The sequence below is a fragment of the Sphingobacterium sp. UBA5639 genome (assembly GCF_002421245.1).
In the GTDB taxonomy this organism is placed as follows: Bacteria; Bacteroidota; Bacteroidia; order Sphingobacteriales; family Sphingobacteriaceae; genus Sphingobacterium; species Sphingobacterium multivorum.
Map to the genome: position 1 here is coordinate 288,523 of NZ_DIJR01000019.1, position 16,835 is coordinate 305,357.

General features: G+C 43.0%; 9 protein-coding genes. All 9 read left to right on the forward strand.

Annotation, left to right across the window (positions count from 1 at the left end; translation table 11 throughout):
* The first annotated feature begins 34 nt into the window (after nucleotides 1-34).
* The 9 genes from B4Z90_RS12240 to B4Z90_RS12280 all read left to right on the forward strand — a co-directional run bounded on the left by B4Z90_RS12240 (nucleotide 35) and on the right by B4Z90_RS12280 (nucleotide 16,687).
* Nucleotides 35-1,639 (forward strand): glycoside hydrolase family 32 protein, encoded by a 1,605-nt coding sequence (locus B4Z90_RS12240; protein WP_286802371.1) that lies wholly within the window; start codon nucleotides 35-37, stop codon nucleotides 1,637-1,639.
* 66 nt (nucleotides 1,640-1,705) lie between these two features.
* Nucleotides 1,706-3,214 carry a glycoside hydrolase family 32 protein gene (locus tag B4Z90_RS12245; RefSeq protein WP_286802373.1) on the forward strand — a complete coding sequence of 503 codons (1,509 nt, stop codon included), beginning with the start codon at nucleotides 1,706-1,708 and terminating at the stop codon, nucleotides 3,212-3,214.
* Between the two features lie 309 nt (nucleotides 3,215-3,523).
* Nucleotides 3,524-4,489: an SGNH/GDSL hydrolase family protein gene (locus B4Z90_RS12250; protein ID WP_286727909.1), complete on the forward strand. Its 966-nt coding sequence runs from the start codon at nucleotides 3,524-3,526 to the stop codon at nucleotides 4,487-4,489.
* A gap of 53 nt (nucleotides 4,490-4,542) precedes the next feature.
* The gene (locus B4Z90_RS12255; protein WP_286727908.1) at nucleotides 4,543-6,384 is read left to right on the forward strand and encodes an alpha-L-fucosidase; all 1,842 of its coding nucleotides are present in this window, start codon (nucleotides 4,543-4,545) and stop codon (nucleotides 6,382-6,384) included.
* A 109-nt stretch (nucleotides 6,385-6,493) separates the two neighbouring features.
* Nucleotides 6,494-7,777 carry a Gfo/Idh/MocA family protein gene (locus B4Z90_RS12260; protein ID WP_075991625.1) on the forward strand — a complete coding sequence of 428 codons (1,284 nt, stop codon included), beginning with the start codon at nucleotides 6,494-6,496 and terminating at the stop codon, nucleotides 7,775-7,777.
* A 527-nt stretch (nucleotides 7,778-8,304) separates the two neighbouring features.
* The gene (locus B4Z90_RS12265) at nucleotides 8,305-9,315 is read left to right on the forward strand and encodes a LacI family DNA-binding transcriptional regulator (protein ID WP_286727906.1); all 1,011 of its coding nucleotides are present in this window, start codon (nucleotides 8,305-8,307) and stop codon (nucleotides 9,313-9,315) included.
* Between the two features lie 194 nt (nucleotides 9,316-9,509).
* Nucleotides 9,510-12,095, forward strand: coding sequence for an alpha-amylase family glycosyl hydrolase (locus B4Z90_RS12270; RefSeq protein WP_286802374.1), 2,586 nt, complete (start codon nucleotides 9,510-9,512; stop codon nucleotides 12,093-12,095).
* A 15-nt stretch (nucleotides 12,096-12,110) separates the two neighbouring features.
* Nucleotides 12,111-15,080, forward strand: a complete 2,970-nt coding sequence (locus tag B4Z90_RS12275; RefSeq protein ID WP_286727904.1) for a SusC/RagA family TonB-linked outer membrane protein — start codon at nucleotides 12,111-12,113, stop codon at nucleotides 15,078-15,080.
* Nucleotides 15,081-15,091: 11 nt separating this feature from the next.
* Complete coding sequence (locus tag B4Z90_RS12280; protein WP_286727903.1) at nucleotides 15,092-16,687, forward strand: RagB/SusD family nutrient uptake outer membrane protein; 1,596 nt, start codon at nucleotides 15,092-15,094, stop codon at nucleotides 16,685-16,687.
* Nucleotides 16,688-16,835 lie beyond the last annotated feature (148 nt).

Sequence of the window (16,835 nt, forward strand, 5' to 3'; positions counted from 1 at the left end):
TAGATTATAAGGGATTAATAGAAAGATTTAAATCATGAGACCAAAAATGTATTTGCTTCCGACAGTATTCTTGCTCAGCTTGTTGACAAGTTGCAAGAATAGCGACGAGCGTTCGACAGTGGTAGATAAGCCCATAACAATACAACCTGTGGACAGTTCTACGGCTTGTATTTCGGGGCAGGAGGCTGGCCCATATCAACGATTCTATAGGCCTCAGCAGGGGTTTGTGGGCGATCCCATGCCTTATTACAATGCCAGCGATAAAAAGTTCTACTTGTTTTATCTCTATGAGAACGCCAACAGGCACCCGATTTATAGCACGCGAACAAGTGACTTTGGAACATTTGAGGGCTATACCGAAGTATTGTCGTCGGGCGCTGTGGGGAGTCAGGATGAATGGATCGGAACAGGAAGTTTTATCAAAAAAGGAACAGTGTATTACTGTTTCTATACAGGTCATAACAGTGTTTTTACTCCAGCAGAAAAGATCATGTTGGCTACCTCCACTGATTTAATGAATTGGACCAAGCAACCAGTTATGGCACTGCAGGCTGCGGTGGGCTATGATCGAAATAATTTTCGGGATCCGCACGTTTATTGGGATGAAAGCCGTAATGCCTACGTGATGCTAGTCACGACGCGAAAAGACGGAAAAGGAATCCTTGCACGTTATCAGTCAACCGATTTAAGCAGTTGGTCGATGATTGAACCGCTCGTTGCGACGACAGGGACAGTGGAAAAATATGGCATCGAAACAGATGCTGAACTATTGGAATGCCCGGATCTATTTAAAATGGGCAATAAGTGGTATCTGTTGTTTTCGCGGATCAACCGGGATGAACATCGCAAGACATTTTATCGTATTGCGGATTCTCCGGATGGTCCCTGGATGATCTGTCGGGATGCCGAAGGACATCATGAAACCTTTGATGGACTTTATCTCTATGCTGGCAAGACGGCTAGCGACGGTACGACACGTTATCTTTCGGGATGGTGTTCAACCGGGCAAACAGTAAATAATAACAACGAACTGCCCTGGGCTGGAAATTTAATTTCACACCAGTTGGTTCAGGGAGCTTCAGGACGTTTATATCCTAAAATTCCGGAAGCCCTAAACAGTAAATTCAATAAGGAAGTCGCCTTTGAAAAACTGAGCAATGTTGGTCAAGTTTCCGAATCGAATAAAACCTATAGTTTGACAGCGCAATCGGGCGGAAGAAGTTATGCACAATTTAACCGGAATACTTCATCTGTTAAAATGACAATGACCATTGATGCTTCTCAATCCAGCAAATTTGGTTTTTCATTTGGTGCATGTGATGATCCGACCGAAGTGTATAGCATTGCTTTTGACCTGACTTCATCCAATCGTTGGAATATGCCGGCCCTGTTTATGAATAAGGAGGCTCGAAATGGTGGCGGAAGTAAAACAGCACTCAATTTTACACCACTCACCGTACCGACCAATCGGATTTTTAATCTGAAAATTAGTATTGAAAAGTCTATCTGTGTCGTGTATGTGAATGATCGTGTTGCTTTTACCAACCGGATCTATAAAATGGATCAAAATCCATGGACTATTTTTGTGGATCAGGGAACTGTTACAGTGAATGGGTTGAAAGTTGAAAAATCTTCCTGATAATTTATAAGATATTTGCTTATTGAAGCGAACAATAATCGGATTATAAACGTAAACAAAAGAAAAATGATAAGATTAAAAAAATACGGACTTACGATGTTCTTGCTAAGTATTGTCGGTACAAGTCTGGCCCAGATGGGACAGCAAAAACAACGGGATGCTGAAGAAAAATATCGCCCACTTTACCATTTTACTCCACAGCAGGGCTGGATGAACGACCCCAATGGGCTGGTCTATTTGAACGGTAATTACCATCTTTTTTTTCAGCATAATCCCGAAAAGCCCGTTTGGGGACCAATGCATTGGGGCCATGCGATCAGTAAAGATTTGATCCATTGGGACGAGCAGAAGATCGCATTGTACCCCGACAGTTTGGGAACTATTTTCTCAGGTAGCGCTGTGATCGATAAAGACAACACCGCAGGTTTTGGGAAAGATGCTATGGTCGCCATTTTTACCCATCACAATCATCAGGAAGAGGATCGGAAAACGGGATTGCATCAAAATCAAAGTTTGGCTTATAGTTTAGATAAGGGTCTTACCTGGACAAAATATAAAGGCAATCCAGTATTACCAAACCCTGGCATATGGGATTTCAGGGATCCAAAGGTGATGTGGCATGCGCATAGCCAACGTTGGATTATGACCTTAGCTACAAAAGATTGTATTACTTTCTATTCTTCCAAAGATTTGAAAACATGGCAGAAGGAAAGTGAGTTTGGTAAAGAGGTGGGAGCCCATGGAGGCGTCTGGGAATGCCCCGATCTTATTCCCATGGACTACAAAGGAGTTACAAAGTGGGTCTTGTTGGTCAGTATCAATCCAGGTGGGCCCAACGGTGGTTCCGTAACACAATATTTTGTGGGTGACTTTGATGGGCATCAGTTCCGAACAGCGGATACTAAAATAAAATGGTTGGATTGGGGACCCGATAACTATGCCGGAGTAACCTGGAGTAACCTAAGGGATAGGCACCTGATGATTGGCTGGATGAGCAACTGGCAATATGCCAATGTGGTTCCTACCACAAAATGGCGTTCTTCCTCAACCATACCTCGTGTTTTATCTTTAGGAAAAGTTGGACAGTCGTTCTACGTTGCGAGTACTGTTCCCAAAGAAATTGAAACCGCATTTCGTCCGCTAAAAAAATACCATGGCGGTGGAACGAAGGAAGTTTCGTTCGAGCAACATCTCCCACAAGCGTACCGTTTGGACCTTAAAGATTTGAAACGGCAGGCTTTTAAAGTCATCTTATCGAATGAATCTGGTGACGAATTGGTTATTGGTTATCGTGAAGACCAAAATGCCTATTATATCGATCGTTCTAAGTCCGGTGAAGTGTCTTTTAATGGAGAATTTCCAAAGACGGCTTTGGCACAAAGGCTGCTAAATAAGGGAGCACTTTCTTTCAGTTTGTATGTTGATGTGAGCTCTGTGGAACTTTTTGCAGACGAGGGGCTAACGGTAATGACTGGTTTATTTTTTCCAAAAACGCCAATAACCAAGCTGCGTATCGTGGGCGATAAAAAGTTGGAGTTTAAAGAACTGAGTATCTCCAAATTCAATATGCAATAAGACTTAATTGCTTAAGAATATAAGCCTGTCCGACTTGGTTGGACAGGCTTTTTTTTGCCCTTTGGACAGCCCTTTTGTTATCAACAAGAGTTCTTAACTAACTAATAGAAGATGTAAATGTAACAATCTTCTGTCTTTCAGTAATTTAATTTGAATTCATGTGCTTATTGATTAATTTAATGACCAAAATAATCAATTATGGACAGCGCTCAATAGTTATCTAATAAGTCTTTTGCGCATATTGGTATCAACCTAAACCAATGAGATATGTAAGGTTTGGTACTTGTCCAACTGATCCAATATTACACAATGTTAAATTTATCATTTCGTAGAAACGAACTTCGTTTTTTTGTATTGCTATTGTGCTTAGGCCTTTTGTCTAGGCAAGTAAAGGGGCAAAGTCATGTTAAGGACTTTAGTTTGAGTGATGGACAAAAAGTGCTTTTTTTAGGCAATAGTATTACTTACGCGGGGCAATATGTCGCCATGACCGAAAGTCTATTCCTGAGCAGTCACCCGAAAAGGAAACCTCAGTTTATTAATTCGGGGTTACCAAGTGAGACCGTTTCTGGACTCAGTGAACCGAATCATGCCGATGGAAAATTTCCACGCCCCTGTCTATTTGATCGACTGGACAATGTGCTTGATAAAATCAAACCTGAAGTGGTTTTCGTCTGTTATGGCATGAATGACGGCATTTACCTCCCTTTTGATGCTATCCGTTTTGAAGCCTATAAAAATGGAATTATCCGTCTGCACAAACGTTTGGTCGATCAGGGCGTCAAACGCATCCTATGGATGACACCTCCAGTACATGATGATCCGCAGCTTCGGCTCAATGGCTACAATAAAGTATTAGATCGCTATGCCGAATGGCTTATCGACTATGCCAAAATGCAGTCCTGGGAAGTCATAGATCTGCATTTTCCCATGCGTCGCTACTTGGAAGCTAGAATCGAGAAAGATGCTCAGTTTAAGCTGGCCGCGGATGGAGTGCACCCTGGAGAGTTCGGGCATTGGCTAATGGCAAAGGAAATTGTACAGCACTTGATGCCTGATTTCCCGATTGAAAGCGCATGGGATGACAATTTGAACAGTCAGCCAAAACTTCGCCAGTTATATACGCTTGTTTTGCAAAGGCAGACGATGATGAAAGACGCATGGCTAACCTATACAGGTCATAAACGACCTGGACTATCCAAGGGAATTCCAATAGAAGATACAAGCAAAGCATATGATGCTATTCAAGATGAAATTCAAGCGTTGGGTTTCTGATCGGTGATAGCTTGTAATCCGAATAAATGAACTTTTATGTATAAATCTATATCATGATGAAAATCAATTTTTTTAAGTGGAAGTGTGCAGCAGCAGTGGGAATGTTGCTGTGCATGACCGATGTTGCTATTTCACAGACCAAATCGCCACCGTATGAAGGTGTTGCAGGTTGGCAGGAGACGCAAGATAAACGTATGGAATGGTTTAAAGAGGCCCGTTTTGGACTGTTTATCCATTGGGGATTGTACAGTGCAGCAGGTGGTTCTTTTGAAGGGAAACAATATCCACAGCATTATGCCGAATGGATACAAACCTGGGGGAAAATTCCCAGTAAGCACTATGCTGGGGTACTGAAACCAAAATTTACTTTAGGTTCTTTTGATCCACAATCCTGGGCACGCCTTGCAAAAAAAACTGGAATGAAGTATATGGTGCTGACTTCTCGACACCACGAAGGCTTTAGCCTGTTCAATAGCCAACAGCCTTATGCCTTGAAAAATGATGTTACGGGTACGGCAAATTTATCGCCGAAAGGAAGAGATCTTTACCGCGAAATTATGGATGCTTTCCGTCAGGAGGGAATGAAAGTAGGAGCTTATTATTCGCTCCTGGATTGGCAACATCCCGATTCTTATGAGGCCTTTCAGCTGAACCCGAATGTGGATAAGCATCAGCCAGATCATGAACGTTACAAAGCCTATCTCTATGGCCAAATTAAAGAACTTGCACAAAATTACGGGCGGCTGGACATGCTGTGGCCCGATTTCAGCAGTAAACAGCAGGAGGGAGAAGCCTGGGGCACAAAGCATATCTTGACAGATCTGATCAAATGGCAGCCCAATATTATTATCAATAATCGATTTTGGAACGGACTCGAAAATAAGAACGGAGATATCGGAACTCCCGAAAAATATATTCCACCAACAGGTTTGCCGGGCATGTACTGGGAGGTAAGCCATACTATGAATGAAAGTTATGGCTATAGCGCCCATGATCAAAATTGGAAAAGTTTTCCCAAGATCATGCAATTATTTGTGGAAACGGTGAGTAAAGGGGGCAATTTCCTGTTAAATGTTGGACCCGATGGTGACGGAGCCATTCCTGAACCTGCGGTGCGGATTATGGAGCAAATCGGGGATTGGATGAAGGTCAATGGCGAATCTATTTACGGTACCACCGCGAGCCCTTTTCAGGCCTTGGATTGGGGGTATTGTACCCAAAAAAATGGGAAGCTGTATCTGCATGTTTTTGATCGTCCGGCCGATGGAAAAATAAATCTGCCCATCAAAAATAAAGTGACGGCTGTCTACGCCCTAGCTTCACCTACAATGAAGTTAAAATCCACTTTAGAAAACGGAAGACCAGCAATTCCTGTTGATATCTTCGACAGTAAGAAGGGACCGAAGGTTATTGTGGTCGAAATCCAGGGAAAACCAATTGTTGAGGAAAGCCTGACCCAAACACAGGCAGATGGACGCATCGTGATGAACGCAAATAATGCAAAATTACAGGAAGGAAAGGGATTAAAAATTATTGGTGCACATACCCATGATCCAAACCGCCCGAACGCCATTGGTCAATGGAAAGACCTTGCGGATAAAGTTTTTTGGGATATCAAAATTCAAAAACCAGGGAAGTATCGTGTGCTCGTCAATTATCTGGCGAATAGCAATCAGCACGGAAAAATTGTACTCTCGATACTCGGACAGCAGCTCCCATGGACATTCGTAGCTGAAAAGGAAGCTAAATTTAAGGAGGTGGCTATGGGGAACATTGAGGTATCCCAGCAAGTAATTGGTGAGCCTAGTACCAAGGTGATTTTGCAGGCTACAGCCATCGAAGGTGATACTTTGCCAGAGATTGCTTCGATTACTTTGGTGCCGATTCAAGAATAAACTTTTTAGAAGAAAAACTGAACAAATCATCCATACATAAACCATTTTGCCGTCAAGGACTGAGGAAGTACCAATAAAGACGAGCAGAAAAATAAACTATCCATAAAGAATGAAAAGAAGAGAATTTATAGCCAAGGGAATTGTATCCTCTTTGGCTTTTACAATTGTCCCGCGCGTTGTGTTGGGAGGCAATGGATTTCTTGCGCCAAGTGATCGTATCAATCTTGGATTTATTGGTGTCGGAAAACAATCCTATACCTTGATGAATGGCCTCAATCGCTGCAAGGAAATTGCAAGTCTGGCTGCCTGTGATGTAGACCGTAATAAGTTGGCAGCATTTATTGCTGCGACAACGAAAAAACAAACGGAATTGTCAAAAGCACAGACCGACATCAAGGCCTATCATCATTATCGGGAACTATTGGATCGGAAAGATATTGATGCTGTTGTCATTGCTACACCCGATCATTGGCATGCGCAGATTGCAGTTGATGCGGCTAAAGCTGGCAAAGATATTTATTGTGAGAAACCCCTTGCATTGACCATTGCCGAAGGTCGTGCCATGGTCGATGCAACCCGAAAATATAAACGTGTATTTCAGACGGGTAGCATGCAGCGTTCTTCCTATAATTTTAGACAGGCAGCAGAACTGGTTCTCAATGGCTATATCGGCAAAATCGAGGAAATCAATGTTTCTGTGGGCGAACCGGTCAAACAATGTGACCTTCCCTCCATGCCAGCCCCCGATTATCTCGATTGGGATATGTGGGTAGGACCTTCACCGTATCGGGGTTATAATCCGATATTAAGCCCACCTTTAGAGGACGATAAATGGGCTTGGTGGCGTGGTTACCGCGATTTTGGTGGCGGTTACATCACCGATTGGGGTGCACATATGTTTGACATCGTGCAATGGGCCTTGGGTATGGATGAATCGGGCCCTGTTCAGTTTAATCCACCCAAGGAGGCCAACAGCAATAGCGGGCTCTCGTTTAGCTATGCCAATGGCGTTCGCGTAAACCATGTGCAGTGGGGAGTACATAATGCGATCCAATTTATCGGTGAAAAAGGTAAGATTGAAGTAAGCCGGGAATTTATCCGATCGAACCCGGAAAATTTGGCAAATCTTAAACTGACTGCTTCTGATCGTCGTTTGTATTATAGTGATAATCACTATCAGGACTGGGTTGATGCGATCAAAAAAAGAAGTAAGCCTATCTGTGATGTTGAAATAGGTCACCGGACGAGCTCAGTGTGCAATGCCATCAATATTGCGTATGAACTTCAAAAGGATTTAAAATGGAATCCACAAAAAGAACAGTTCGACAATGACTATGCTAATCTCATGCGCAGTCGCCCTTATCGCGGGGAATGGGATTTTAGAAAGTTCTAATAAAGAAAATGGGCGATTAATTGTAGACAGGCTTAGCAAAATACGCTAAGCCTGTTAAGCACCTGCTCACAATTTTTTGATCAAATAGTGGGGAAAGATTCGTACCTGCTTCGTACCTTATTCGGATGGGATACAGATATTGTACAGGTGCTGAACAGATATTGACCAGACCCTGAACAGGAATTACTTGGTCAACTTTCGATCAATAGCCGTAGCAAGACTCTCCACATCCGAAGGTGGTACGAACACAATACGAAGACAACCCGAAGACAGCATTAGCGCTGTAGACACAAAAGGCCATATAAAACAAGTTTTTCTGTTAACAGAAAGCGGATGAAAGCAAGCATATTGGAATGATCTTTTACAGGATTTGATCACTAGATCGCTTTTCTTATCGGGAGATAAAAAAAACATGGCCTGCTGATTTAAAACAAAGAGGACAAAAAGAAAATTTGCTATTCTGGACAGATAATTGCTTTATTTGTATCCAGCAATTATTACATTCGAACAACAAAGGGACTCTTGATATGTCGCAATTAACAATAATAGATCTGGCCAAAAAACTCGGCTTATCAAAATCGACCGTTTCCCGTGCATTTCGGGATAACGTGGACATTAATCCAGCGACAAAAGCTCGGATTTTGGCTATGGCCGAAGAAATCGGTTTTTCGCCGAATGTTTATGCGAGTAGTCTAAAGGCAAATAAAAGTCTGACCATTGCGATTATTATTCCCGAATTTGGCAATAAGTTTTTCTCGCAGGCCATCAAAGGAATTGAGGCTGTGGCGCGCTCCAAGGGCTATCATACCTTGATTTATGTGACGGATCATCAGGTGCAAAATGAAGCCTCAATCGTACGTTCACTGGCCAATGGACGAGTGGATGGCGTTATCATTTCGGCTTCGGGTGAGGGTAAAGACCATTCGCATTTACAACTTTTGGCAGAGCGCGGCATTCCGGTCATGTTTTTTGACCGTGCTTATGACGATTGGAAGGGGGGCTACATTACGGGTAATGACTTTGATTCGGCTTACCTGGCAACCAAACACCTGATCGATAATGCCTGTAAACGGATCGCTTATCTTGCAATCAATCCGAATGTCTCCATTGGTAAGGTGCGTAAAGATGGCTACGAAAAGGCGCTGCAGGAAGTGGGAATTCCGATCAGACCAGCGCTTATTTTGGATACGGTGAATGATGCTGATCAGAATATGAAAGATATTGCCGACTTGATCGAGCAGGAGAAACCCGATGCCATATTTGCTTCGGTAGAGCGTCTTGCTATTTCGAGTATACGGGTTGCCAAGCAGCTTGCAATTCGGATTCCTGAAGATCTTAAAATCATTTGTTTTTCTTGTTTGGATATCGCCGATCTGATTGACCCGGCACTGAGCGTAGTGAAACAACCAGCTTATGAAATGGGCCAATTAGTAACAAAATACCTATTGGATAAGATGGAAGACCCTGAAAATAGTAAGTTTGCTAATTCGGTTTACCTTGATTCCAAGCTTATTTTTCAAAAATCTAGCCTGAAATAAGAAAAAAATATTTGTTTTTTGTAATCCCATTATTTAGCTTTGAATACTTTCGGGAACATTCCCGAAAGTATTTAAATAATCAATTTGTATAAAATATTGGATAGGGAAATCCAGCAAATCGCCACAAGCGATTTCTTTTTACCTTGATTTCGGGAACGTTCCCAATTTCAGATTCCAAGTAAAGCTAATTATCGATGGGGAAGCATATCTCTCGTTTAATAGGGTATCTCTGGGTGATTGTCCTATTATCATCATGTGCAAATAAGAAAGATATCGTGGATGTCGAGCAACCTCCTGTTATTGAACAGCAGGGTTCTGGTTTGCTCAATCTTTCCGCCCCATTTATTTATTGGGATCAGGAAATCACCTTGCAATTTGATCTTTCGAAAGGAAATGCGGCTTTAAAAGGTAGCACTACCGACCTTTACCTACACGCCGGATTGATTCCTGTCAATGGGGGCAGCTGGCAACATGTAGCAACAGATTGGTCAAAGAATGACAATGCTTATAAACTTAAATTTGTTTCTGCTGGTTTATATTCATTCACATTTACCCCCTCCAAATTTTTTAACCTGACTAATGGCGGAGAATTTGGTCAGATGGCACTTTTAGTCCGCAATGGAGATGGGTCGCTGGTCCAACGAAACAAAAATAATTCAGATCTATTTCTTCCTCTTGTAACGAGCAATACACAGGCCATTCGTTTTGTTTCGCCTACGCTGCAACCCACAGATCCAATTACCCTGGAACAGATGTACACTGTTGGAGATAATCTGAAGCTAAAAGTACAGGCAACGCAGTCCGGGAAAATCAGTATCTGGGATAATGGTTTATTGCTTGCTGAATCTTCTGCGGTACCGTCATTAGAAAAATCGCTCAGCCTACAGAGCAATGGCCTGCACGAGCTTGAAGCACGTCTTGAGGCTGGGGGCAAAATATATTTCAGTAAAGCACAGTTATTTGTGCAATCAAAACCTACCATCGCCGCACTCCCGATCGGCATCAATCCAAACGGAACAACCATAAACAGAGAAAAAGGAGAGGTCAGTTTTGCGCTCACAGCACCATTAAAAACGAGTGTGTATGTCTTGGGCGATTTTAATAACTATAAAGCGTTACCGGCCTATGCGATGAGCCAGACACCAGATGGCAAAACCTGGTGGGTTACCGTATCGAATCTGGATTTCTCTAAAAAACAGACTTATCAGTTTTTGGTGGACGGTCAGCTGAATATCGCAGACCCCTATGCTGAGCTGATTCTTGATCCGCAAAACGATGCCGTACTCGGACTGACCGCGGCGGCTGTACCCGCTTATCCCGCTGCTGCGCAGGGAGTGGTTGGCGTATTGGATCTCCCAGCCAAGTCTTACTCATGGAAAACCACGCTATTTAATAAGCCAGCTCAAGGTGATTTAGTTATTTACGAACTCTTGGTCCGTGATTTTGTCAAACAACATCAATATACCACATTGCAAGACTCTTTGTCTTATTTAAAAAGGCTGGGTGTAAATGCGGTAGAGCTTATGCCTGTACAGGAATCGGAGGGGAATTCGACCTGGGGTTATAATCCTTCTTTCCACCGCGCTTTGGATAAATATTACGGCTTAAAAAACGACTTGAAAGCCTACGTAGATGCTTGTCATGAAAATGGTATTGCCGTGATTTTGGATGTTGTTTTTAATCATGCTTTTGGTCAGTCCCCGCTAGTACAGCTTTATTTTGAGCAGGGCAACGTTGCGAGCAATAGTCCTTGGTTCAATACAGTAGCCAAGCATCCGTTCAATGTTGGCTTTGACTTTAACCACGAAAGTAGCTATACACAGACTTTTGTTAAGGATGTTTTGACCTATTGGATGCAGGAGTACAAGATTGATGGGTTCCGATTTGACTTGTCTAAAGGGTTTACACAGAAAAATTCGGGTACCTCAGAAAGTGATTTAAGTGCATGGAATGCTTACGATGCGTCACGTGTGGCTATCTTGAAGCAATACCAGCAGCATATTCGCAGCATCGATCCCTCGTGTTATATTATTCTCGAACATCTTGGCGGAGATCAGGAAGAGGCCGAACTTGCGCAATCGGGGATGTTGCTATGGAACAACATGAATGCGGTCTTCAATGAGGCGGCAATGGGCTGGAATGCCAACAACGGCTCGGATTTAGGCAGATTATTCCCTTCGGGCCATGGCATGACACAACCTTCGTTTGTGTCTTATATGGAAAGCCATGACGAACAGCGGCTGCTGTTCAAATGCCTGAATTACGGCAATTCATCAGGTAGCTATAACGTCAAGAACCTCAGTACGGCATTAAAACGTATGGAACAGGCCGCCGTGTTTTTATTGGCTTCGCCTGGACCTAAGATGATCTGGCAGTTTGGTGAATACGGTTATGATGTATCTATCGATGAAAATGGGCGCACAGGCGAAAAACCATTGTTGTGGAGCTATCTACAACAAAATGATCGCAAAAAGCTCTTTGAGACCTATGCCAAACTTACACGTTTCAAAACCAAAAATAGCATTTTCCAAAACGGGACGATTATCACATCGGCTATGAAAGATGCCGTTAAATATTTTGTTCTCGAAAAGGAGGGACAACAAGTAGGGGTACTTGGCAATTTTGGGGTAGAAAGTGTGGACTTTGCCTTGCCGGCAGCGTTGCAGGGGCAGTGGGTCGATAATTTTACGGGAAAAGAGCTCAATTGGTCAGGCCAGTCAAAATTGAGTCTCCTACCTGGGCAGTACCAATTAATAAGCAAAACAAAACTAAATAAATAAATAAACAGTTATTTTATGAACAAACAGCTATCACGTCCATTTTGGGCTCTGAGCATGCTACTCGGTGTAAGTGCTTCGGCATTCGCGCAACAGGCAACGCTAAAAGGGCGAGTAATGGACCAGAAGGGGAGTTCCTTGGTCGGTGCTACACTGCGCTTCGAGGATATTCAAAAATCACTGTCTACCAATGCGAATGGGGATTTTAGCTTGGATAGACTACAAACAGGGAAATTACGTCTGAAAGTAAGTATGGTCGGATACGCGCCCCTGGATACCTTGATCCAGGTCAACGATGGACAGAATCCGTTAAACCTTTACCTTAAATCCAATAGCAGTACACTGGAAGAGGTTGTTGTGATTGGTTATGGTACACAAAAGAAAAGTGACCTGACGGGTTCAATCAGCACAGTATCTGCAAAAGATTTTCAAAAAGGACAGATCTCTTCGCCAGAGCAACTCATTATGGGGAAAGTTCCGGGCGTACAGATTACAACAAGTGGGGGGCAGCCGGGCGCAGGAAGCACCATCCGTATCCGTACCGGAGCTTCATTGAATGCCAGTAACGATCCGTTAATTGTCGTAGATGGAATTCCATTGGCAGGTGGTTCTGTATCCGGGGTAGCTAACCCATTAAGTTTGATTAACCCAAATGATATCGAGACATTTACAATTTTGAAAGATGCCAATGCAACAGCCATTTATGGTTCGCGGGCGTCGAATGGGGTTATTTTGATCACGACAAAAAAAGGCAGTCGCTCAGGAACACAAATCAACTTCTCTACACAGAATTCATTGGCTACCGTAGCCAATAAAGTAAAGTTGCTCAACGCCGATCAAATCCGCGATTATGTCAATACAAATGGTAGTGATGCCATGAAAAAGTTGTTGGGAACAGCAAATAGCGACTGGCAGGATGTGATTTATGGCAATGCATTTACAACGGATAATAACGTTAATATTGCTTCCAAAGCGGGCAATATGCCTTACCGTATATCTGCGGGCTATATGAACCAGGATGGGGTATTGAAAAATGATAACTTAAAACGAACTACTGCTGCATTGGCATTAACGCCTAAATTTCTGGACAATCATCTTTCATTGGATGTAAATGTCCGTGGTACCTGGTCAAAATCGAAATTTGCGACACAAGACGCAATCGGAGCAGCCATTCAGTTCGACCCGACCCAACCTGTCTATGTGGATGATAAAAATAGTTTTGGCGGGTATTATGAGTGGATTCAAGGGGGGAAACCTAATCCCAATGCACCACGAAATCCTTTAGCCTTGTTGGATTTACGCAAAGATAATGGCGATGTGTTTAGAAGTATTGGAAATGCAAAGGTGGATTATAGTTTTCATTTCCTGCCGGAGCTGCATGCCAACTTAAACGTTGGATACGATCTGGCGCGTTCGAAAGGGAACACATTTACACCAGCGATAGCTGCACGTAATTTTAATGAAGGGGGTGAAAGAACCCAATATAAAACCGATATCAACAATAAAACGCTGGAGTTTTATTTAAAGTATGATAAGGAATTACCTACAATCAAAAGTACGATAGACGCGACGTTGGGCTATGGCTACTATAAAAATAGCAGTAAGGTTTATAATTTTAACCGTACAAATGCGGAAGGTGATAAGATCCTAAATGAGCCAACGCGACCTTTTGATAAACCCGAAAATCTGTTGATCTCTTATTATGGGCGTCTGATTTATACCTATGACAACCGGTATGTTCTGTCGGGAACCTTGCGGTCGGATGGTTCTTCCCGTTTTAGTCCTGATAACCGTTGGGGATATTTTCCTTCTGTAGGATTCACCTGGCGCGCCAAAAATGAAGGCTTTTTAAAAGATATAGCTGCAGTGTCCGAACTGAAGCTCCGTTTAAGTTATGGAAAAACCGGGCAGCAAGATGGCATCGCCAACTACTCTTATTTGCCTAATTATACCATCAGCGGCAACGAGTCGATGTATCGCTTTGGTGATGAATACTACTATTTAAATTCACCTGTGGCCTACGATAAAGACATTCGTTGGGAAAATACAACAACCTATAATGCCGGAGTTGATTTTGGCTTTAGCAACAATCGGGTCTATGGTAGCGTGGATTATTACTCGAAAAAGACCAAAGACCTGCTCAGCACGATTCCCGTTCCTGTAGGCTCTAACTTTAGCAATTTCCTATTGACCAACGTGGGTAACATGGAAAACGAGGGGCTGGAGTTTAATGTACACTTCGTCCCGCTAAGAACGGATAATTCGACCTTGGACATCGGTTTTAACCTAACTTATAATAAGAGTAAAGTAACCAATCTGACACAGAGTGATGATCCGAACTTTATTGTAGAGACCGGTGGTATCCGTGGTGGAACAGGCGGAAATATCCAGGCGCATAAGGTTAATTTCATGCCAAACAGTTTCAATGTTTTCCAACAGGTATATGATGAACAGGGGCATCCTGTCGAAGGTGTCTATGTTGACCGTAATGGAGATGGCGTTATCAGCGATAACGATCGCTATCTGTATAAATCACCGTTACCGAAATATCTTTTGGGTTTTACGGCGGCATACAGCTATAAAAAATGGTCGGCAACAACGGTATTGCGCGCAAATTTGGATAATTATGTCTACGACAATGTTTCCTCTAATTTGGGAAGTGGAGCTAATATCAACGATCAGGCCGTTCTGGTGATTAATAATGCGCCGGTAGATTTTTTAAATACCAATTTTCTGCTCAAACAGCTCCGAAGTGATTACTACATTAAGAACGCTTCGTTTTTGAAAATGGATAATGTTAACCTAAGTTATAACCTTGGAAAATTTATCCGGAATAGTAACGCTTCAATGTCGATTTCTGCAACTGTACAAAATGTATTTACGATCACCAATTATAAAGGTGTTGACCCAGAGATATCTAACGGTATAGACGATCGCTTTTATCCGAGGCCAAGGACTTATGTATTGGGTGTAAATGTGAGTTTTTAAACGATATAACAATGAAAAAATTAAATAAATATATAGGTGTATGCTTGCTGGCTATAGCACTGAGCAGCTGCCATAAGGATTTGGATCTAAAACCGACCAACGACGTAACTGCAGATGTAGCCTACAGTGATTTTAAAGGCTATACCTCCTCTTTCGCAAGATTATATGGATCATTGACCTTAACCAGTACATCGGGGCCGAATAACTCTGATCTGGGAGGATTGGATGCCGGTACATCGGATTTTTTACGCCTCTTTTGGAACGCACAGGAACTTACAACCGATGAGGCCGCCTGTGCCTGGCTCAATGATTCGGGGATTAGCGGACTGGATTACCTCGATTTTGACGATAGCAATCCCATGCTCCGTGGTCTTTATACCCGCTGTGTCTATAGTGCCACACTTGTCAATGAATTTTTAAGAGAAAGTACAGATGCTAAATTGGCCGAACGCGGTATTTCAGATGCCGATAAAAAAGAAATCGCTTATTATCGTGCCGAAGCAAGATTCTTACGTGCTTATAATTATTGGGTGCTGCTTGATTTGTTTGGAAATCCACCATTTGTAACCGAAGAAACTCCTGTCGGAAAAGTATCGCCGCCTCAGATCAAACGACCTGAACTTTTTGCGTATGTAGAGAAAGAGCTGTTGGAAGTTGCAGGCCAGCTAAAAGGTGCCAAACAGAATGTATATGGTCGTGTCGATCAAGTTGCGGCATGGGGGCTGTTGGCTCGTTTATACCTCAACGCTGAAGTTTACCTGGGTGCCGGTAATAAGAAATATACCGAAGCGATTACATACGCAGAAAAAGTACTGAACTCGAGCTATAGTTTGGGGACAAATTATCGGGAGCTCTTTTACGCGGATAATGATGTGAACAACCCCGAATTTATTTTCTATCTACCTTATGATGGAACCAAAACACAGAGCAAGGGTGGTACAACTTATCTGATCAATGCAGCTATTGATGCAACGATGGATCCCACTTCATTTGGTGTACCGGGCGGCGGTTGGGCCGGAAATCGGACACGCGATAATATCGCAACGATTTTCGGAGACTACAGCGGAGCAACGGACAAGAGGGCAATGTTTCACTTAAATACGAGCGTTAAAATTGAAGATATCGCCGTCTATAAGCAAGGACTGGCGGTTACCAAATTCCGCAATGTGAACAAGGACGGAAAAACTGCTCCTCCGGCAGCTGAAGGTTTCGTTGCTTCGGTGGATTTCCCGTTGATCCGTCTGGCAGAGATGAACTTGATCTATGCTGAGGCGACATTGCGTGGCGGCTCTGGCGGAAGCTTGGCCAAGGCGCTGGACTATGTCAATAAACTGCGTGTACGTGCCTATGGAAACAACAGTGGGAACTTAATGAATCTTTCTTTGGATGATATTCTCAATGAGCGTGTGAAAGAATTATACTGGGAAGGATTTAGACGTTCGGATTTAATCCGCTATGGCAAATTTACGGGTGATAATTACCTCTGGCCTTTTAAAGGTGGTGTGCTTGCAGGTCAGGCAGTTGCCGGGTATAGGACGCTGTTCCCACTTCCTGCTTCGGATATTATTGCGAACTCCAATCTTGTACAGAATCCAGGCTATAATTAATCAGCATCGGACAGGAAGACGGCGAGTCTCTTCCGGTCAATGTAGCCTTACCTGTAATAAGACAATTGTTGACAGATGAAACCGGGCAATATCTATTGTTCGACGCATTGGCGAATGGTCAGTTACCCGGGCTTTCATCAGCTATTGA

What these genes read in the sequence shown, in the direction of transcription:
- B4Z90_RS12270 (WP_286802374.1), top strand. Translation starts at nt 9,510, where the DNA reads ATGGGGAAGCATATCTCTCGTTTAATAGGGTATCTCTGGGTGATTGTC.
- B4Z90_RS12265 (WP_286727906.1), top strand. Translation starts at nt 8,305, where the DNA reads ATGTCGCAATTAACAATAATAGATCTGGCCAAAAAACTCGGCTTATCA.
- B4Z90_RS12240 (WP_286802371.1), top strand. Translation starts at nt 35, where the DNA reads ATGAGACCAAAAATGTATTTGCTTCCGACAGTATTCTTGCTCAGCTTG.
- B4Z90_RS12260 (WP_075991625.1), top strand. Translation starts at nt 6,494, where the DNA reads ATGAAAAGAAGAGAATTTATAGCCAAGGGAATTGTATCCTCTTTGGCT.
- B4Z90_RS12250 (WP_286727909.1), top strand. Translation starts at nt 3,524, where the DNA reads ATGTTAAATTTATCATTTCGTAGAAACGAACTTCGTTTTTTTGTATTG.
- B4Z90_RS12245 (WP_286802373.1), top strand. Translation starts at nt 1,706, where the DNA reads ATGATAAGATTAAAAAAATACGGACTTACGATGTTCTTGCTAAGTATT.
- B4Z90_RS12255 (WP_286727908.1), top strand. Translation starts at nt 4,543, where the DNA reads ATGATGAAAATCAATTTTTTTAAGTGGAAGTGTGCAGCAGCAGTGGGA.
- B4Z90_RS12280 (WP_286727903.1), top strand. Translation starts at nt 15,092, where the DNA reads ATGAAAAAATTAAATAAATATATAGGTGTATGCTTGCTGGCTATAGCA.
- B4Z90_RS12275 (WP_286727904.1), top strand. Translation starts at nt 12,111, where the DNA reads ATGAACAAACAGCTATCACGTCCATTTTGGGCTCTGAGCATGCTACTC.